Here is an 18,630-nt window from a genome sequence, read left to right as displayed (position 1 = left end):
CTCCCTTACTTGTTGCTTCCAAACACCGTCACGTCGCCGGCTTCGTCAGGACCAGCTGCTCCGCGGCAGCCACCGTAGCTTCAGCATCCGGCGCACAGCCATCCGCTCCGACCTCCCGCCACAGGTTAGGGTCCAGGTTGAAGGGCAGTCCTCCAACCATAATCTTCACATGCTTGTACCGCTCATCGGCCCGAATCTTGCGGATGAGGTCCCGCACCAGATGGATATGATAGGTCATCGTAGCCGATATCGCGACCACATCCGCGTCATGCTCGCCAATGGCTTGCAGCAGGCTGAAATCCGGAACGTCTGCTCCGAGATAATACGTGTCCCAGCCGTGCAGCTCGAACGTGTCGGCCACCATACGCAGCCCGATCTCGTGAGTCTCCTTGCCGACACAGGCCGCCACCAGGGTCAGGCCCTTACTGCCCACCGTCATCCAGTGCGGATACAGACTGGAAATAATCGACTGGGTAACCGCTGTGCAGTAGTGCTCCTGAGCGACACTCACACGCCCCAGCTGCCAGAGCCTCCCGATCTCATACTGCGCCGCCTGAAAAATATGCTTGTACAGCGCAGAAATGCCGATTTCCTGCTCCAGCAGCCCTTGAATCAGGCTGGAGGCTTCCCGGCGCTTTCCTTGCAGCAGCAGCTCCAGATAATCTGCCGCCTCCTTTGCCAAAGGGTTGTCCTCCGTAATATAGGAATCCAGCGTCACCGTCTCCACAGACTGCATCATCCCCATGTCCAAATAATCCAGGACGGTTCCTTTGTCTTGATGATCGAACCGCTCATCCAGCGCCTTCCGCATCGCTTCCAGATTCACCCTTAAATCCTCGCCTGTCACCTTGTAGCCTTCGAGCAGTACCTTTAACCACGATACATAATGTAAAAATAAAGCCGGACTCTTGACCAGCACACTCTCCGCTAAATAATTCAGCGTATACAGCGAGTCACGCCGGGTCTTTTCTTTTCCGGAAGGGCCGAAGCGGTCCTGCAGATCCGGCTGCCTGTTGTATTGCTGCTCTGTGATCCAGTCCGCAAGCTTCTCGGCCTCGTTCAGCAATGCATCTCCGGCGGTCTTTTCTGTCATTCCCATGCTTATCCCTTCCTCTCTATAGATGTATGCTGCAATGAGAATACGGGCTATTCCGCCCGTACGTGGTATCTTCGAACCATCGGCTTGATGCCGGCCAGCTCCTGATCCGGATATTTTTTCTCCAGCTCATGGATCCGCTTGAAATCCTCACTCGTTACCCAAGCCAGATAATGCTCCTTCTTTTCCCACGTCATGTGAACCGTCAGCTCTCCCGGCTTATGCTCGTTCTGAAGCAGCTGAAATGAAAGAAAGCCAGGCTGCTTATCGACGGACCGGCTTCGGTTGACATATAATTGGACCAGGTCCTCTGCCTTGTGCACAGGCACCTCTACGACGGATTGAACGATATACACGTAACGACCTCCCGAGGTTTAGCAGCTCTAGTATGAATATGAAATCGGTATAGATACTTCCCCTATTATAGCGCATTTGGAGACAGGTTTATATGAAAACACCGGAATTGGCGGCAAAAAGGACAGCCTTTAGATGATTAAAGCAAGCAGGTTCCGGGTACAAGATTTATGCCAAAATGACTTGGCTGAATACATAGAAACGAGGTTGTACCGTTCATGAGACTGGAGACAGAAATGTTTGTGTCTGTATGGCATCTGGCCGTGCCGGTGCTGGTGCTCATTGCCTTCATCGGCATGATTGCCGGAGGCTACGACCGGAGAACGACGCTCAAGAGCACAGGCTGGTCGCTGGTGGTATTCTATGCCTTTGTCACGTTTACGACCGTGATCGTGTCCCAGGAGTCGCTCTACGTGGAAGAGAAGATGGTACAGGACATGGATGAATACCACGCGGAAATCAAGGACAGGCTTTCCTTCTCGGAGGCGCCGGGCATTGTGGCTTATGTGGGGGCGTTTCTGGACGAGGACGATGGTACCAAATGGGTCATCTACGCCGGCAATTACGGCTCGGCTCCGTTTACCGGAACCGTTAGCGTGACGGTGATGGATGAAGACCGGGTTACCGAGCTGCTGAAGCGCACCTTTGAAGAGGTTCACCTTGCACCGGGAGAGAAGAAGGAGCTGGATTCGGTGTATTCCTTGGAGAGCAGAGATAACCCGTATCTTATACAGTTCAAGGCTGCTCCGGCTTCAAGTGCAGGTGCGGATGCTCCTTGAAGTTATTCCTATAGGCGGCCGCACCTTGACACAGCTCTGCTTGACCTGTAAAGGCCTGCCCTAGAAGCACCTCAGTGCTTCATAGGGCAGGCCTTTACTTATCCTTTGCTGAGCGTCCCGCCCATTGGCATGGGCGGAACGCTGCTTGAATGATTACCCGCTGTTCTGGACAGCGTGATGCCTGGCTTTAGCGCCGTCCCGTCTGCGGCGCAAGCCAAGGGCCAGCAGATAGGGCAGCCAGATGAAGACCGGTGCTACCATCGACATTCCGATCAGTCCGCCGCCGATCGAATAGAGGGCACTTCCCTCCTCACTGCTCCCGGCAATCATATCCAGCACCAGCTGTGTCACAAACAGACCGCCCCAGCAGACCAGCAGATGAGGCCAGCGGAGGCGCTTGACCAAGAAGAAGAACAAGAAGCTCATGACGAGCATCAGCAGTACCGGAATGATCACCCCGTCAGGATCTATCCTGCCAGCGACTGCCTGATTCATAATGAGCCAGCCGAGGAAGAACTGGAGTACAAACACCATCCAGCCCAAGGGACCCACATTGGCAAACACCGCTTTTTGAGCCTGCTGTGCCTCCTGCTCCTCAATCCGCCGAATTTCGGCATCCAGTGCCTCCAGCTCTTCCGGACCCGGTGCTCGCTGTTCCTCTTCCTCGACCTTCTTCTCAATGAAGGGCCGGAACGCCCGCTCGATATTGTTCTCAAACACGGCGGCGCCCCGATTCTCCTCCTCTCGGAGAACGTGGATGGCCGCTTCATCCTCGTCCACGACCACCACCGACGACAGCCAGAGCGGGATGCCATGCGGAGCCAGTGTCTTCAGCCACTCGTTCGCCTCCCGCGTCTCTGCCAAAGGCACGCTGATCATCTTCTCGCCTCCGCCGCTGTTGTAGATCAGGTGAATGACCGGCCACAGCTCGACCTGGGGCGCGCGTTCCCGGAAGGAGGTTTCTTTGTAGGCGTAGCTGTACATCATCACATGGCGTCCGTAGTACATCTCGGAGATGTCCTTCAGACGGATGCTGCCGCTTTGCTCCTCCCGGGTCTCCCGGTCCCACACGGTATACCTCAGTACATCTTCATAGATGGCAAAATAATCATTATGACGGTTATGCCAGATGCGCGTCGCCAGGCTCCTCCACAGCGATCGAATCATCCATAGGCCTAGAGGTATGGCCAGCAGGGTGAGCGCCATCCAGCCCGATGGCCATAGGGTCAGCAAGATTACCGGACCCACAACCAGCGCCAGTCCCAGCAGCATTCCTATTATCATCATTTCAAACGTCAGTATCCAGTAGAAGGGCTGCATTTTGCGCTCCCGATATTCGTGAATCGCCGTGGACACGTTGGGCCACTCCTTTATACAGAAGATTTATGTACAGCTGCAGTCCCTGCAGCCAAAGCAAAAGCACAAGCAAAAGCCCCTCCCCGGTGCACGACCGGAGAAGGGCTGAGGCCATATGATTAGTGATGGCTGGATTCGTTCTGAGCCAGCTTGACCAGCATGTGGGCCAGCTTGTGGCGCTCCTCTTCCGAACCCACCTTCCACAGCTCCTGCAGCAGCTTCTCTTCGCTGTTGCGCGGATCTTCGTGCTCGGCCAGATAGTTGGCTACCTTCTCGGCGCCCTTGGCCAGCTGCTCCTCGCCAAGACCGATGCTTTCTGCCAGTTTGATACGTTTATGCAGGTAGGATTTGAAGGTATCAAAGTTGGCCAGGATTTGATCCTTTTCCCCTTGATCCATCTTGTTCATGGCATCGTCCACTTTGTTCATATCAAGCTCACCGTCTTTTTTGACTACATGATTATGTTCAGACATGTCTAACGCCTCCTCAGTAAATTTTTACTATATTCGGTAACGTAGAATTATTAAACCCCAGGGGCATGCCTGAATCAGAATCTGCAGATTAGACAAAGAGTTTACATCGGCTATACAACCAATTAACGAGTGCGCCCGCGCCGTCCGCTGCCTGAACCTCCGCTGCCAGCATGTCTGCTGGAGCCGCCAGAGCTCCGGCCGCTTCCGCCTGTACCTCTGCCGCCGCTGCGGCCGGCTCCCGTGCCGCTCTTGCCGGATCTCGGCCCGCCGCTGCTCTGTCCGCCTCTGCCGCCAGACGTCCGGCTCCGGCCGCCGGATGCCTCGCTCCGGCGCGAACCTTCGCTGCGTCCGCGTCCACCCGAGGTGCCGTCCCGGCGCTCGCGTCTCTCGCCGCTGCCTTCCCGGCCCTCGGAGGAGCCGTTGCTTCGGCTGCTGCGCTGACCGGACGATCCTTCGCGGACTTCACCGCTGCGGCCGTCCCAGGTGATCCGCTTCAGCTTGATGGAGAGGCTGCGCTCCAGCTTCTCCAGATCAAATCCGTCCTTCGGTGCCGCGAATGTTACCGCAAGACCCGTGCCGCCGGCACGTCCCGTCCGGCCGATCCGGTGGACATAGCTCTCGACATCATGCGGCATGTCGTAATTATACACGTGGGTCACGCCTTCCACGTCCAGTCCCCGCGCCGCGACATCGGTCGCCACCAGCAGCTGAAGCTTGGCTTCCCGGAACCGCTTCATGACCGCTTCGCGTTTCGCCTGGGACAAGTCGCCGTGCAGCTCGTCGCTGGCATAGCCGTGCGACAGGAGCGCTTCGTTCAAGGTCTGAGCGCGCCGCTTCGTGCGGCAGAAGATCATCGCCAGATACGGCTGGTGCAGCTCCAGCATGCCCTTCAGTGCATCCTGCTTCGTCCGGTCCGTGCACTCTACCAGCACCTGCTTGATATTCTGCAGCGGAATGAGCGAGCTGCCGCCCTCCTTGATGACAATATCCACGGGCTTGTTCATATAATTTGCAGCAAGCTGCTTGACGCGATCCGGCATCGTAGCCGAGAACAGCATACTCTGACGCTTGTACGGCAGCGCCGCGATAATCGCCTCCACCTCATCCAGAAAGCCCATATGCAGCATCTGATCCGCTTCATCCAGCACGAGCTGCTTCACGCCGCCCAGCTCCAGCGTGCCGCGCCGCAAATGATCCAGCAGTCTCCCTGGAGTACCGATGATCAGATGACGGCCGCCCTCCAGCTTGCGCAGCTGCTTCTCCACATCCTGACCGCCATAGACGGCCAGAAGCTTGACGCCTTCCGGGGTGCCGGAGGACAGCTTCCGCGCCTCTTCGGTAATCTGCAGCGCCAGCTCCCGCGTCGGCGCTACGATCAGTGCCTGCGGATACGGCTTGGCGGCGTCAATCTGCTTTAAGATCGGCAGCATAAACGCCAGCGTTTTGCCGGTCCCGGTACGCGCGCGGGCAATGATATCCTTTCCCGCAAGGAGCATCGGTATACTCTCTTGCTGCACCGGGGTCGGCACAGAAATTCCCTGCTCCTTCAGCCTGCGTACCATTTTCTCATCGATGCCTAATTGTTGAAAGTTCGGCAAAACATCCACCTCATTGTATTATTTTACCAGGATAACGCGAAGCCCATTTCGCTCCCTGTACGATCATTTTGCGGAATGGCTCATGCATGAAAGAAGGCTCATGATGTCCCGGCATCAGCACGACGACCCGGCCGATTCCGTAGGTATGGCACCATGCCGCCGGCCAGCGCTCACCCTCGTGCTCATATTCCAGCAGTACCTGTCTCTCCGTAAACGGATCCAGCTTGAAGCGATACGGCTCTTCTTCCATCTCAAAGGCTTCTACGCCCTCGATAATGTCATGACCCTCTGCCGCCGGCATAAACTTCAGTGGCTGCATCGGCGGATGTCCGTCGAAGCGGGCTCCCAGCAGCTGTGCCAGCTCATAGCGGTTCGCCAGCGAAACGCCGTTATGCAGCACGAGCAGCCCGCCGCCGCCGCTCACATAGGACAGCAGGCCCGCGGTCTGCTGGGGCGATACCTTCTCATCCCACAGATCGCTGTAGGCGATACAAAGGTCGTAGGGATACAAATTGCTCTCGCGAAGCATTTTGTGATTCTCCGTGCACTGCACGGTAAACATATCATTCAGCAGATGCGATACCTGCGTGTCAATGCCTTGCAGCGGATGAAACTTGGGATGCGTGTAGCTTCCCAGTAAAAGTGCCTTTCTCTTGTCCATGATATTCCTCCTTGCGAATTCAGGCTTGATCTCAAGCACTGTGATCCTAAGGGCTTACCCCCGTTCTGCAAAATAGCGCCCCAGCGCCACCAGCATGCTGCCCATCCGCTCTTCCTCCGGCACGACCTGCGGCTCGATGCCTTCCTCGATCAAGCCCTGCGCGGTCACTTTGCCCACCGCACAGACGATAACCGGACCACATAAAGCTGCAGCAAGCGGCTCCCAGGATTCCTTCCGGCGCGCATATTCCGCAAGAAAACGGAACTGCGGCGCACTCGTGAACGCAACCGCATCCACCTGGTGACGGATGATCTCACTGAGGAGCAGTCCCAGCTCCTCCTCTTCAGGCGGAATATGCTTGTAGGGCAGGATTTGCACGGTCTGGGTCTCTTTCTCCTGAAGCCATGCCACAAGCTGCGGTGCAGACTCTCCGTGGAGCTGCAGAGTAACCCGCTTTCCTTGTATATCATAGCCTTCAAACGCCCGAATCAATCCTGCGGTGCTTCCGTCATCATCGCGCACAAGCGGCTTCAGGCCCCGCTTCTTGAGTGCATTGACCGTTTTGTAGCCGCGGGCGGCAATACGGGTGGTCTGAAGGATCTGCAGCAGCTTCTCCTGTACGCCCATCTGCTCCGCCATATCCATGATCGCCTCAAAGCCGATTCCCGTTGTAAACAGGCTCCAGTCCGGCGGATGCTCTACCCAGTCCGTGATGGAGGCCCGAAGCGCCTCATCATCCAGAAACACCGTGCCCTGAGCCGGCCGGATCAGCGGTGTGCCCCCCATATTCTCTACCAGCTTGGCCATATCCGTGGCCTTGCGCGGTCCTGTCAAAGCGATGACTTTCCCTTTCATAGGCTGTGCCATATGATCCCTCCCTGATGACCTGCTTTCGCGAAGCAGACCTTCACCATCCAATGATTCCTTCAGTATACTTGTCCTTCTCTGGAATAGAAAGGGATAGACCTCAATTCCATGAAAAATAGCCGCCCCTGTGCAGCGAAGCACAGAGGCGGCCTGATTGGATTCTGATTAAGCTTGCGGTCCGGACATATGGGCGCTAATATCAATTCCCAGCCCTTGCGACAGCTTCATGCCCAGCTCCCGGTCTGCCTGGAAGAAGTGGCACAGCGCCCGCATTTGAATATCGTGCTTCACCTGGCTCAGATCCTGAATCAGGTTGTGCAGAAGGCTGGCTTTGCCCTGCTCGGTGAAGGAGCGGTACAGCTCTCCTGCTTGTGTGTAGTCATCGGTCTTCTGAATCCGCTGGCGCACCGTGCTTCCATGGAGCGGACTTTCGCTCTCCCGGTATGCGTGATCCTCCGACGGTCCTGAGGTGTAGCTGTTCGGCTCATAGTTTACCGGTGACGGGTCCTGCTTCACGTTCATCAATCCATCGCGCTGATGATTGCGAACCGGAGCATACGGGCAGTTGATCGGAATCTGCAGGTAGTTCGCGCCCAGACGATGGCGCTGGGTGTCCGGGTAGGAGAACAGGCGTCCCTGCAGCAGCTTATCCTCTGACGGCTCAATGCCCGGCACGAGCACGCTTGGGGAGAAGGCGGACTGCTCCACTTCAGCAAAGAAATTATCCGGATTGCGGTTCAGCGTCATCGTGCCGACCGTATGCATCGGGAAGCGGTCCTCCGGCCAGGTTTTGGTCGGGTCCAGCGGATCAAAGGCCAGGGCATCCATTTCTTCCGGCAGCATCATCTGCACCTGCAGGCGCCACTGCGGGAACTGTCCCTGATCAATATGCTCCCTCAAATCGCGGGTTGCATGGTTGAAGTCGCGTCCCTGCATGGCTCCCGCCTCATCCGCCGTGAAGGTTTCTACACCCTGCAGCGATTCCCACTTGTATTTCACGTACGTAACCTTGCCCTCTGCGTTCACCCACTTGAAGGAATGGACGCCAAATCCGTCCATCTGCCGGTAATTAGCCGGCGTCCCGTGGTCGGAGAACAGCCAGGTCATCATATGCGTCGATTCCGGTGTAAGCGTCATGAAGTCCCAGTAGCGGCCAGGGTCCTGAATGTTAGTATCCGGTGCCGGCTTCAGGGAATGAACCATATCCGGGAATTTCATAGCATCGCGAATGAAGAAGACCGGAAGGTGGTTGCCGACAATATCATAGTTGCCTTCTTCGGTATAGAACTTCACCGCGAAGCCTCTCGGATCACGGGCAGTTTCCGGCGAGCCGACACCGTGGATCACGGTAGAGAAGCGGACGAATACCGGCGTCTCCTGTCCCGCCTCCTGCAGAAAAGCAGCCCGGGTGTGGGATTTCATGCTGTTCTCGGTCACAAATACACCATGCGCTCCGGCGCCGCGGGCGTGCACAACACGCTCCGGAATCCGCTCACGGTCAAAGTGAGCGAGCTTCTCCAGCAGATGGTAATCCTCCAAGAGTGTCGGGCCGCGCTGCCCTGCGGTTTTGGAATGCTGATTGTCACCTACAGGAGCGCCCTGATTGGTCGTTAATCTCGTATTCATAGATGTATGCCTCCGTTATTGTAAATTTGATTTTAGACTGGATCTAAATTTATAAACTGATTGTAGCATTGGGAGGCGGGTTCATGCATGAGCAATCCATGAGCCTTTCATGAGGGTTAGCTGATTGGTTTATGATGCTTTTATGATTCAAGCATGAAGATTTCATGAATGAGTATAAGCATGGAGCAGCAATGAGCATAAGCATGGAGCAGCCTGACGGCCTGTTTCTGTGCAAGAAAAAAAGGAGTCAGTCCGCCAGGCGGTATCCGACTCCTCTTACGGTTGCTATATATTGCGGCGCGCCGGCATGGTCACCGAGCTTTTTGCGCAGGCTTTTGATATGGACGTCCACTACATTGCTGCCTCCGAGAAAATCGGTGTCCCAGATTTCACTCATCAGCTCCTCACGCGTGCGCACTGCGCCTTTGCTGTCAAGCAGCAGGATAAGCAGGCTGTACTCCGTCTTCGTCAGATGCACGGGGAGAGCCCGGCGCTGCACGGTCATCTTGTCGCGGTCAATCCACAGGTCCTTATAGACCTCCCGGCTCGGCGATTCTGGCATGACCTCCGGCTGAGACGCGGCATGAACACGAATGCTGCGCTGAATCTGATACATCAGGGTCTGCGCAGAACGGGCCGGCCAAACCAGAAGCTCCTTGTCCAGCATGGACGTGCTGGCGCTGTTCATCAGCGTCTCGTTAACAAGGTACATGACAGGAAGCTGGACTCCCTCCGGCATGAGCATCACGCACTCCTCGTCAAATTGTCCCGGCGTATCGCAATGCGTCAGATCGGCGATCACAAGGCCGGCGGTAAGGGCCGAGGTCAGGCGGGGCTCCCATCTGCGCATCATCATGACATCAAAGCAATGCTCCGACAAAATAAGCCCCAGCTCATGTACGCGTCCCGGCTGGCGGCTCAGCATTGCCGCGCGGTATAACGACACCGGGCAGGATAATTCCTCCAGCGGCTTGCTGTATGGCTCTTCTGGCCAGGATGTTCCTGCAAAAGAGACGATTCCGCCTCTTGTCTGTGCTACTTGCTTCGCTTGGTTTGACATTCGGGACACACTCCTCCGAATACCACATGGGCATGATTAATGGTATAGCCTGTCTCTTCCGCGACCACGCGGTTCCATTCCGGCGGAACCTCGGTCATGACCTCATCAACCTTGCCGCATACCTCACACATAATATGCTGATGCTCGTCCGTGCGGGCATCATAGCGGCTTGCGCTCTCCCCCAGCTTCAGCTCCCGGATCATTTGCTTATCGGTCAAATAGCGCAGCGAGTTATAAACCGTGCCGTACGCCAGATTATATCCCTTCTCCACCAAGCGGTTCATAATATCCGAAGCGGTAGGATGGTCTTCCGAATCCCGCACGACATCAAACACCGCCTGGCGCTGTGTTGTTAAATTTAATGCTCTCAAAGGTCTCACCCTTTATTTAATTTATTTTTAGATCAAGTATAAATCTTGATGCAGCTTCAGTCAACCCTTTCTCATCCTAAACCGGGACTAAAGCCCTGTTAACTGGTAAAATATGAAACGACATATCGACACCATTCGTTTCTTTTCGTAATATAAAGAAAAATGTGCTGTTGGCAGCTCTCTTCATGGAGGGCTTGCTTCGGAAGGGAATGTCGAATTCTTGGTCAATATATTGTTTATCAATGCCTGTGTGCTGGTAACCTTTCTTTATCTGACCGGCCTGCTATCTACCAGATATGCCTACAACCTGGAGGCGCCGAGCCTGCGGGTACAGCTCGTTTCCGGCATCATGTTCGGGATGTATGGCATTATCCTCATGCATTATTCTTTTCCCATTAACAATGAAGTCATATCCGACCTGCGGCATCTGGCGATTGTGATCGTTGCCGGCTATGTGGGCTGGCTTCCCTCGCTCATCTCCGGGGTGCTTATCACGGCTGGCCGGATTGTGCTGTTCGGTCTGAGCCAGGTATCCATAATCGCCGGTGCGGGCATGCTTGTGATCGCTGTGCTCTGTGCCCTTATCGCCTTACATACCGGGAAGCGCCTTCAGAAGCTGCTGATCATGAATCTGATCTCGATTATCGTGATCTCGATCGTGCTGACGATCAACGTCCACGAGCTGCTGCTGGAAGTCGTCGCCATCTATTTAAGCATTTCTACAGCAGCTACACTCGTCATCTATGCCTTGCTGGAATATTCTCTCGCCTCGAACCGGCTGTTCGCCCGGATGACGCTGCAGGCTCAAACCGATCACCTGACCAGCCTGCATAATCTCCGCCAATTCGAGCTGCTGCTGAACCAGCATTTCCGGCAAGCCCGGCGAAGCCAGGAGCCGCTGGGCGTTATTGCCCTGGATATAGATCATTTCAAAAAAATAAACGACACCTACGGCCACGCGGCCGGAGATGTCGTTCTAAAGCAGCTGAGCTCGCTCTTGAAGCTGCATGCTCGCCCTACGGATGAGGTATCCCGGAACGGGGGCGAGGAATTTACTGTTCTCGTTCCCCGCCTGGCCTCTCACGAGGTGACGCTGCTGGCGGATAAAATCCGCAGGGCGGTCGAGCAGCATGTGTTCATGCTGGGCGATGGCACCGCCCTGAAAGTGACCGTGTCTGCCGGCGTTGCCGTTTACCCGGACACGCTGAAATGTGATGATGTGCAGGAGCTGCTTCATCAGGCCGACGAGGAGCTGTACCGGGCCAAGCAGGAGGGACGGAACCGGGTCTGTACCGGCTCAGCTCAAGCCTGAGCCGGTGCAGTCCCGCTGCCGGGTTCAGGCGGTCAGAATGCTCTCGATCGCCTGAACGATATCCTCACTGAGCTTGATGCCAGAGGCACTCACATTCTCCTCCACCTGCTCCGGACGGCTTGCTCCTACAAGGGCACTGCTGACGTTCTGCTGACGGAGCACCCAGGCCAGCGCCAGCTGGCTCATGGTAATATCCAGCTCATTGGCAATCGCCGTCAGCTGATGAACCTTCTCAACTCTATCCCCATTCAGCTTCATCCGGTCGGCGCCCAGCTTGGCGGCGCGGCTGTCCTGAGGCATTTCTTCCTTGGAGGCAGAAGTGTACTTGCCGGTCAGCAGGCCCTGGGCCAGTGGAGAATACACCACTTGTCCAATTCCTTTTTGCTCGCCCAGCGGAATAATTTCCTTCTCGATCTCCCGATCAAACATATTGTACAGCGGCTGGTTCACCACGATCCGGTCCAGCAGCAGCCGGTCCGCCACCGCCAGAGCCTCCTCCATCTGTGCCGCAGTCCACATGCTCACGCCGACATACAGCACCTTGCCGCTGCGCACCAGGTCATCCAAAGCACGAAGCGTTTCCTGGACCGGTGTGTCCTGATGAAACCGGTGGCAGTAATATATATCAATGTAATCCATACCCAGGCGCTTCAAGCTGGCGTCACACTGCTCCATAATGTGCTTGCGTGACAAGCCCTGGTCGTTTACGCCGTCACCCATTCTGCCGAACACCTTGGTCGCCAGCACGTAGGATTCCCTTGGAAATGCCCGCAGCGTTTCTCCCACGACCACCTCCGCTGCGCCCCGTTCGTACACATTCGCCGTATCAAAAAAATTCACGCCCAGCCCATAGGCGGTCTGAATGGATTTCACGGCATTCTCCCGCTCCACATAACCTCCGTAGGTCAGCCAGCTTCCGAGACTGATGTCACTTACCTTGAGACCGCTTGCGCCAAGTCTTCTAAATTCCATTCATATAACCTCCCGCTGTGATGATAGGTACCTCTTTATTCTACCATTCACGGACCTCTAAAAGCACGTTCTGGATGCCCTCTATACCATGGGCAATTCCTGGCTTACGGGGAAGAGGTAACAACCTTTATCGGCTATAGCCTGTTCCCTTAATCTGCGTATCCACCTCTACCTTAAACGTAATGTGCGGATACATGGCTTCCCACTGCTGCTTCTCGGTATTGTTATTCCAGTGCGTGGCAAAGTATCTCAGCCCGAAGCCTAACGGATCGGTGCCGGTTTCCCGAATCTTCTCCAGCAGCTTCGTGACCTCTTGCGACAGACTCTCATTAAATGCCTGCTCCAGCTCCTTCAACTCGCTGTGGGTCAGCTGATCGTAGTCTTCCTTCTCCTCCAGGTTGCCGCTAATCTTCAGCTTATATTGAATTTCTTCCTTGCCCGGCTCCGGAACTACAATCTTGAACCTGGCCCGGCTGCGGTCCACGTTCATTTCATAGCTGCTGCCGTTCATCGTCGTTCCGAGGTCTGTCAGCAGGTCCCGGATCATCAGCACGTTCAACAGCTTGCTCTCCTCCGGCTCCAGCATCAGCTTCACCCGCTCCTTATCCATGAGAGCCGTCTTGTTAATGTTCAGCACGCCTTCTTCCTTGTTATCCACTGTAATGACCGGCATATAGGGATCTATTCCGCTTTCCCTTACGCGGCGGTCCACATCAAATAAATACGTCTTGGCAATGTATGGCGACTCGGTCCCTTCCTCACTGAGTGCCAGCGCCTTCGCATTGCCGGCAATCCGCTCGGTGGCGGGGCTGACGTTCAGAATGGTCCTGGCATCCGGCACCGCTACCGCCGGATACATAATGAGCTGCGTATCCCGGCGGCGGATAATCCATTCCTCCACGTCCCGAATTCCTTTCCGGGCGTAGGCTTCACCCAGCAGCAGGACGCGGCAGTGCGCGAAATCCAGCTCCTTGTCCACCTTGGATTTGATTTCTCTTACGGCTCTCGCTACAGAGGATGAATCCTGCTGAATAATAATAGATTTCAGCTCTCCGGACTTAGGGTCTCCTGTCGGCACGGCAATCTTGAACGTATACCGCAGCATCTCGGGACGGTCCTCTACCACATCCACACCCATAGCCACAATGAACAGCCGCAGGTCAATGTCCCGGAACTCACAGCCCCCGATCAGAATCGAGCACAAGCAGAGCAGGATCAGGACCCTCTTCCGTAATGTTCTCAAGCTCACGCCGCCGACCTCCTTTTCAGCACACAATAGCCGAGCAGGAGGAGGAGCAGCATTTCGGCAAAGAACCGGGTATTCAGAAACCAGACCGCCATTGTATTGTTGGAGAATTGATCAACCAGATAAGCCGCTCCCAGCACGAGCGCGGAGAAGATACCCAGCACCCACCAGGCCAGTCGGCTCTGTGACTTCTCCTCCTTCGGACACCCGCCTTCGGACGATTTGTGCTGCCGGAACACCCCGAGCACCAGCTCCTTGGCAACATGCCAATGAATAATGGAGTTTACGAGGGAGAGTGAGAGGTAAACGACATAGAACACATAGGTCATGCGCTCAATAATGAAATACCGGATCCGCAGAGAATCGACCGTGGAAAAGGAAGGATATACGTGGTAACCAGCCCCCTCCACGCCCAGTAATCCGATGGGCGCAAACATAGCCATGACGACGATCAAGGCACCGATTGCAGCAATGACCCAAAATCTACGGACCTGTACCTTTTCAAACACGCGGTTGAAGATGACCAGATTCGCATATCCGCTAAAGATATACGTTGCCCCCGCAATCGAGGTGAGCGTCGGTGCATGACCCATAAAGGTCATGGCCTGCCGAACCGCATCCCATTGAAAGTACGGGCTGCTCAGTCCGCGGTAGGTCATATAAATGATTAAGGGCACCATAATGAAAAGTACAATCTCCAGCGCGTACAGAAGTGACTCACTGCCTCTGCGCGCACTCAGGCTTACGAGGATCAGAAATCCGATCAGAATCGCGTACGGAGATACATCCGGGCTGATATATCGCCCGGTCACATCCACGAAGCCGACCAGCGTCACCGCACTGGCATAGAACCAGACAAACGCCAGCATGAATAGCAGCGGCTTGTAGATCCAGCGCGACATATATTTCGCGAAGATTTCCGGGACGCCCATGCCCGGAAATTTCTGAATCATACGGACAAACAGCGCGATTGTGACCAGCCCAATCGGGATCGCAACCATGACTCCCAGCACCGAGCCCCTGAACCGGTCATGAATTAAGATCCGCGGCACGAAATTAACCAGATTCATCAGCGCGTTGAGCAGAAACAGGTAGTAGAAATAGACATTCTTGACCATTATTTGCCCTCCCCTGTCAGCTTGCGGATGGCGAACATTTTCAGATATGGCTGACCGAAGCTGCGCAGACTCGTAAGGTAGACAATCAGGCCGATAATTCCCAGCACGATGCCTACAAGGCCGAAGAAGGTGGCCAGTCCGATAAATATATATTTCGTCACACGGATGCCAAAGCTCATCATCGAAACCGGGATTACGAAGTTGGAAATCGCGACGGCCGCCACGATGATGATCATGATATTGCTTACAAGCCCGGCCTCCGTTGCAGCGGTTCCCAGAATCAAGCCGCCTACGGTCGTAGCCGTGGGTCCGATCGCCTTGGGAAGCCGCACACTGGCCTCAATCAGAAATTCCATGGCGAGCAGCATGAACATCACCTCCATGAACGAGGGATAGGGCACCGTCGCCCGGCTGCCCGCGATAAGAAGCGCAATCTGCATCTTGAGAATTTCAGGATTGTAGGAGGTAAAAGCCACATAGAGCGCAGGCAGCAGCAATGTCGCCAGCAAGCCAATGTAGCGGATTGTCTTCAGGAACCACCCTACCGGCGGCAGCTGGATCTGGTCATCCATGGCCGTGAAGAAATCATTGAAGATGGCTGGCAGCAGCACGGCGTAGCCGGTCGTGTCCATCAGCACCACGATTTTACCCTGAGACAAATTCAGGACCGTCCGGTCGGGACGCTCACTGACCATCATCGTCGGGAACAGACGCCATCTCGGCTTCATCGAAAAACGCTCAATTTCCGATGCCGCTTGAATCACGTCAGCGTCAATATTGCCCAGCCTCTCTCTCAGTTCCTTTAGTACGGCATGATCTACCCGGGTTGTATCATAGACAATGGCAATCCGCGTCTGTGACACCTTGCCAATGCTCATATACTCTGATTTGAGATCCACACTTTGATAGCGGCGCCGGATCAGGTTCATATTGATGTCTATATCCTCTGTAAAAGAGTCGGTCGGGCCCTGAATCACATTCTCCGTGCTAGCCTCGGACACACTGGAGCCCTGCACCTTGAGTGCATTAAACAAATAGATGTGCTCCCTGATAAACAGCACCACCGAGCCCTTCAGCAGCGCCTCTATGGCTTCCTCTTTCGACTGAGGCTGCTGAATGGAGGGGAAGGAGTCCATATACTGCTGATATTGCTCCAGGCTGTTCATCTCGTAGAACCGGTTTACCAGCTGCTCTTGAATGAGCGAGGGATCGGTCATTGATTTCAAATACACCATGCTCAGCTGCTCTTCCCCGCTGGATAAGGTGCACACCTCTTTATCCCCCATCTCCTCCAGCTGCTGCTGCAGCCACTGCAGGGTGTCTTCGCTTTCTGTCGTTGTTCCGGATTTCATCCGTCCTGTCTCCTTCCGGATTCCATCTTCCTTTGCTGATGACAGGTATTTTTTTCATTGAGCGGCTAAATTATGTATGAAGCTTGGCGAGAAGTCCTTCCTTTTTTTCAAAAATGCTGATCCAGGCAATCGTTTCTTTTACCCTGTCGGTGGTAATAATGGATGACGATGATACCGATCAATGGAGGCGATACGATGGACGGTCCAATGAAGGGACACAGTGAACTGCCGCAGCTGCCGGAATCTCTATGGAGGGCGACGACAGAGCTGCCGGCTTTTCCAAGGCTGGCGGAGGATATCGAGACCGAGGTTGCTATTGTCGGTGCCGGGATTACGGGCATTACAGCGGCTTATCTCCTGGCCAAGGAAGGAAAGAACGTCGTTCTGCTGGATGCAGGGTCCATTCTGGACGGGGCTACCGGCTTCACGACCGCCAAGGTGACGGCGCAGCATGGACTGATTTACAATGAGCTGATGCAGCATTTTGGCGAGGAGCAGGCCCGGCTGTATTATGAAGCCCAGACGGAAGCGATGGATTGGATGAAGGCGATGGCGCGTGAGCTCAATGCGGAATGCGACTGGGTGGAAGAGGATGCTTACATTTACACAACGGAAGAGGATAAGAAAAAATCCCAGCTGGAGGAGGAATACCAGGCGTATCAGAAGCTGGGCATTCCGGGGGAGTGGCTGGACCGGCTGCCGCTGCCGATGCAAATTACCGGCGCGATCAAAATGCCTGGGCAGTACCGCTTTCATCCGCTGGCATATTTAAAGCGCTTGGTGGAGGAGTTCCTGAAGCTGGGCGGAAAAATTTATGAGAATACGACCATGGATGAGCAGGCCGACACAGAGGGCCCTGTTAAGCTGTACACGGAGCGCGGACATCATCAGGTTACGTGTCAGCATGCCATTTCGGCCTCCCATTTTCCGTTCTATGACGGGAAGGGCATGTATTTTGCCCGGCTGCATGTGGAAAGGTCCTACGTCGTGGCTATCAAGCCGGAAACCGCTTATCCGGGCGGCATGTATTTGAGTGTGGATCAGCCTTCCCGATCTCTTCGATCGGTCAGCTATGCCGGAGAGGAGCTGGTTCTGGTCGGCGGGGAAGACCATGTCACCGGACGCAGTCAATGCACGCACGGACACTACGAGAAGCTGGAGGTGTTCGGCGGCAACCTGCTGGGCGCCTCGGCTATTCCGTACCGCTGGTCCACCCAGGATCTGATTACCATCGACAACCTTCCTTACATTGGACCGCTCACCTCGAAGGAGGACCGCATCTTCGTCGCGACCGGCTACCGCAAGTGGGGCATGAGTAACGGAACAGCGGCAGCGCTTCTCCTGAGAGATCAGATTCTGGGGAGAGACAACCGCTTCAGCAGCTTGTTCTCACCGTCCCGGTTCAAGGCTGATCCATCGATCAAGAACCTCGTGACTCAGGGGGCAGGTGTGGCGAAGGAGCTCATCTCCGGCAAGCTGGATCTGAGCCATGCCAAGATCAGTGAGGTGAAGCCGGGTGAGGCCGCAGTCGTCCGCCATCACGGGCAGCGTGCGGGGGCTTACCGTGACGAGCAGGGGCAGCTGTTTCTGGTGGATACGACCTGTACTCATATGGGCTGCGAGACGGAGTGGAACGACGGCGAACGGTCATGGGACTGTCCGTGCCACGGCTCGCGGTTCGGATTTGACGGTAAAGTGCTGGAAGGGCCGGCGATCGAGCCGCTGCGCAAGCTGGACCACGAAGAAGACTAAGCATACACAAAAAAGGCAGGAGCTCCCTTTCGCCGATACTGCTATAGGTTCATTCCTATAGCATCCGGCCAGGGTGTCTCCTGCCTGTTTAACATGTCAGCACAATGTCCGCTTTAAGCGGTCACCGGTGCCAGTTCTTCGTGATAGGCTGCAAGTGACTGTTCAATGATAACGCTGATGAAGGAGGGATCGACCTCGGTCAGCCATCCTCTGGCGTAGCTCCAGGCCTTCTCTTCGATCTGCAGCGCAATCTCGGTCCGGGCGCGCTCATCCTCGGCGGCATCCAGGCGTTCAATCATGACGGACAGCTCGTCATCCATCGCGTGTCCCAGCTCGTGGGCAAACACTACTGTAAAGTAATCGTAGACAGACTCCAGCGATCCAAACAACTGCAGGCACTGCTGCTGAATAACCTCGGTATACATCGTTACCGCGTGAGCGTCCATTCCGTATTTCCCGCCGATTAATCGGCCCCCCGGAAAACGGGACTCCAGCTTCACCGCAACTCCGCTTCCCGACCGGAGCAGCATGTCCGAAACCAATCGGTTCAATACGGATTTCTTCAAATTCATTCATGGCTCCCTTACCCAATACTCACATCATTATAAGAGACATGATACAGGATATGCAATGCTCT

The 18,630-nt window shown here is 55.3% G+C and carries 18 protein-coding genes; 3 read left to right on the top strand and 15 right to left on the bottom strand.

Annotated elements, in window-relative coordinates; translation table 11 throughout:
• Positions 1-28: 28 nt before the first annotated feature.
• Together JJQ72_RS12125 and JJQ72_RS12120 are read right to left on the bottom strand one after the other, a co-directional pair.
• Complete coding sequence (locus tag JJQ72_RS12125; RefSeq protein WP_208203829.1) at positions 29-1,099, bottom strand: cobalamin-dependent protein; 1,071 nt, start codon at positions 1,097-1,099, stop codon at positions 29-31.
• Between the two features lie 47 nt (positions 1,100-1,146).
• The gene (locus JJQ72_RS12120) at positions 1,147-1,452 is read right to left on the bottom strand and encodes an antibiotic biosynthesis monooxygenase family protein (RefSeq protein ID WP_138227329.1); all 306 of its coding nucleotides are present in this window, start codon (positions 1,450-1,452) and stop codon (positions 1,147-1,149) included.
• Between the two features lie 216 nt (positions 1,453-1,668).
• Between JJQ72_RS12120 and JJQ72_RS12115 the strand changes: the two genes are divergently transcribed.
• Positions 1,669-2,229 (top strand): hypothetical protein, encoded by a 561-nt coding sequence (locus JJQ72_RS12115; RefSeq protein WP_208203828.1) that lies wholly within the window; start codon positions 1,669-1,671, stop codon positions 2,227-2,229.
• Between the two features lie 153 nt (positions 2,230-2,382).
• Here the strand turns inward: JJQ72_RS12115 and JJQ72_RS12110 are convergent, their stop codons facing one another.
• The 8 genes from JJQ72_RS12110 to JJQ72_RS12075 all read right to left on the bottom strand — a co-directional run bounded on the left by JJQ72_RS12110 (position 2,383) and on the right by JJQ72_RS12075 (position 10,241).
• Positions 2,383-3,585, bottom strand: a complete 1,203-nt coding sequence (locus JJQ72_RS12110) for a hypothetical protein (protein ID WP_208203827.1) — start codon at positions 3,583-3,585, stop codon at positions 2,383-2,385.
• A gap of 119 nt (positions 3,586-3,704) precedes the next feature.
• A complete protein-coding gene (locus tag JJQ72_RS12105; protein WP_138227332.1) occupies positions 3,705-4,058 on the bottom strand; it encodes a DUF3243 domain-containing protein in 354 nt (117 codons plus the stop codon).
• Between the two features lie 122 nt (positions 4,059-4,180).
• Positions 4,181-5,656 (bottom strand): DEAD/DEAH box helicase, encoded by a 1,476-nt coding sequence (locus tag JJQ72_RS12100; RefSeq protein WP_243896046.1) that lies wholly within the window; start codon positions 5,654-5,656, stop codon positions 4,181-4,183.
• Positions 5,657-5,666: 10 nt separating this feature from the next.
• A complete protein-coding gene (locus tag JJQ72_RS12095) occupies positions 5,667-6,317 on the bottom strand; it encodes a ThuA domain-containing protein (protein ID WP_138227333.1) in 651 nt (216 codons plus the stop codon).
• A gap of 54 nt (positions 6,318-6,371) precedes the next feature.
• Positions 6,372-7,184, bottom strand: coding sequence for a uroporphyrinogen-III synthase (locus JJQ72_RS12090; RefSeq protein ID WP_208203826.1), 813 nt, complete (start codon positions 7,182-7,184; stop codon positions 6,372-6,374).
• Between the two features lie 165 nt (positions 7,185-7,349).
• Positions 7,350-8,810, bottom strand: coding sequence for a catalase (locus tag JJQ72_RS12085; RefSeq protein WP_208203825.1), 1,461 nt, complete (start codon positions 8,808-8,810; stop codon positions 7,350-7,352).
• 247 nt (positions 8,811-9,057) lie between these two features.
• Positions 9,058-9,870, bottom strand: a complete 813-nt coding sequence (locus tag JJQ72_RS12080; RefSeq protein ID WP_208203824.1) for a winged helix-turn-helix domain-containing protein — start codon at positions 9,868-9,870, stop codon at positions 9,058-9,060.
• Positions 9,846-10,241, bottom strand: a complete 396-nt coding sequence (locus tag JJQ72_RS12075; protein WP_138227337.1) for a Fur family transcriptional regulator — start codon at positions 10,239-10,241, stop codon at positions 9,846-9,848. The genes JJQ72_RS12080 and JJQ72_RS12075 overlap by 25 nt, the downstream gene beginning before the upstream one ends.
• A 220-nt stretch (positions 10,242-10,461) precedes the next feature.
• Between JJQ72_RS12075 and JJQ72_RS12070 the strand changes: the two genes are divergently transcribed.
• A complete protein-coding gene (locus JJQ72_RS12070; protein WP_138227338.1) occupies positions 10,462-11,553 on the top strand; it encodes a diguanylate cyclase in 1,092 nt (363 codons plus the stop codon).
• 24 nt (positions 11,554-11,577) lie between these two features.
• On the opposite strand, the gene JJQ72_RS12065 is transcribed toward JJQ72_RS12070, so the two are convergent.
• The 4 genes from JJQ72_RS12065 to JJQ72_RS12050 all read right to left on the bottom strand — a co-directional run bounded on the left by JJQ72_RS12065 (position 11,578) and on the right by JJQ72_RS12050 (position 16,241).
• The gene (locus tag JJQ72_RS12065) at positions 11,578-12,525 is read right to left on the bottom strand and encodes an aldo/keto reductase family protein (RefSeq protein WP_138227339.1); all 948 of its coding nucleotides are present in this window, start codon (positions 12,523-12,525) and stop codon (positions 11,578-11,580) included.
• A 127-nt stretch (positions 12,526-12,652) separates the two neighbouring features.
• A complete protein-coding gene (locus JJQ72_RS12060; protein WP_347880747.1) occupies positions 12,653-13,774 on the bottom strand; it encodes a Ger(x)C family spore germination protein in 1,122 nt (373 codons plus the stop codon).
• Positions 13,771-14,889, bottom strand: a complete 1,119-nt coding sequence (locus JJQ72_RS12055) for a GerAB/ArcD/ProY family transporter (protein WP_138227340.1) — start codon at positions 14,887-14,889, stop codon at positions 13,771-13,773. Before JJQ72_RS12055 ends, JJQ72_RS12060 begins: the two co-directional genes overlap by 4 nt.
• Entirely contained in the window at positions 14,889-16,241 is a 1,353-nt protein-coding gene (locus tag JJQ72_RS12050; RefSeq protein WP_208203823.1) for a spore germination protein, read from the bottom strand. Before JJQ72_RS12050 ends, JJQ72_RS12055 begins: the two co-directional genes overlap by 1 nt.
• Positions 16,242-16,409: 168 nt before the next feature.
• Here JJQ72_RS12050 and JJQ72_RS12045 point away from each other — a divergent pair, with 168 nt between their 5' ends.
• A complete protein-coding gene (locus JJQ72_RS12045) occupies positions 16,410-17,993 on the top strand; it encodes an FAD-dependent oxidoreductase (protein WP_233281267.1) in 1,584 nt (527 codons plus the stop codon).
• Between the two features lie 113 nt (positions 17,994-18,106).
• On the opposite strand, the gene JJQ72_RS12040 is transcribed toward JJQ72_RS12045, so the two are convergent.
• Positions 18,107-18,565 carry a hypothetical protein gene (locus tag JJQ72_RS12040; RefSeq protein WP_233281070.1) on the bottom strand — a complete coding sequence of 153 codons (459 nt, stop codon included), beginning with the start codon at positions 18,563-18,565 and terminating at the stop codon, positions 18,107-18,109.
• Between the last annotated feature and the right edge of the window lie 65 nt (positions 18,566-18,630).

The sequence above is a fragment of the Paenibacillus sp. F411 genome (assembly GCF_017582705.1).
Classification (GTDB): Bacteria; Bacillota; Bacilli; order Paenibacillales; family Paenibacillaceae; genus Paenibacillus_AQ; species Paenibacillus_AQ algicola.
The sequence above is the reverse complement of the archived record's forward strand: the minus strand, read 5'-3'. Positions and strand labels throughout refer to the sequence as shown.

Bases quoted from the DNA above. Each gene is read 5' to 3' on its own strand.
- JJQ72_RS12125 (WP_208203829.1), bottom strand. From the start codon at position 1,099: ATGGGAATGACAGAAAAGACCGCCGGAGATGCATTGCTGAACGAGGCC.
- JJQ72_RS12115 (WP_208203828.1), top strand. From the start codon at position 1,669: ATGAGACTGGAGACAGAAATGTTTGTGTCTGTATGGCATCTGGCCGTG.
- JJQ72_RS12105 (WP_138227332.1), bottom strand. From the start codon at position 4,058: ATGTCTGAACATAATCATGTAGTCAAAAAAGACGGTGAGCTTGATATG.
- JJQ72_RS12095 (WP_138227333.1), bottom strand. From the start codon at position 6,317: ATGGACAAGAGAAAGGCACTTTTACTGGGAAGCTACACGCATCCCAAG.
- JJQ72_RS12090 (WP_208203826.1), bottom strand. From the start codon at position 7,184: ATGGCACAGCCTATGAAAGGGAAAGTCATCGCTTTGACAGGACCGCGC.
- JJQ72_RS12085 (WP_208203825.1), bottom strand. From the start codon at position 8,810: ATGAATACGAGATTAACGACCAATCAGGGCGCTCCTGTAGGTGACAAT.
- JJQ72_RS12080 (WP_208203824.1), bottom strand. From the start codon at position 9,870: ATGTCAAACCAAGCGAAGCAAGTAGCACAGACAAGAGGCGGAATCGTC.
- JJQ72_RS12065 (WP_138227339.1), bottom strand. From the start codon at position 12,525: ATGGAATTTAGAAGACTTGGCGCAAGCGGTCTCAAGGTAAGTGACATC.
- JJQ72_RS12055 (WP_138227340.1), bottom strand. From the start codon at position 14,889: ATGGTCAAGAATGTCTATTTCTACTACCTGTTTCTGCTCAACGCGCTG.
- JJQ72_RS12050 (WP_208203823.1), bottom strand. From the start codon at position 16,241: ATGAAATCCGGAACAACGACAGAAAGCGAAGACACCCTGCAGTGGCTG.
- JJQ72_RS12045 (WP_233281267.1), top strand. From the start codon at position 16,410: ATGATACCGATCAATGGAGGCGATACGATGGACGGTCCAATGAAGGGA.
- JJQ72_RS12040 (WP_233281070.1), bottom strand. From the start codon at position 18,565: ATGAATTTGAAGAAATCCGTATTGAACCGATTGGTTTCGGACATGCTG.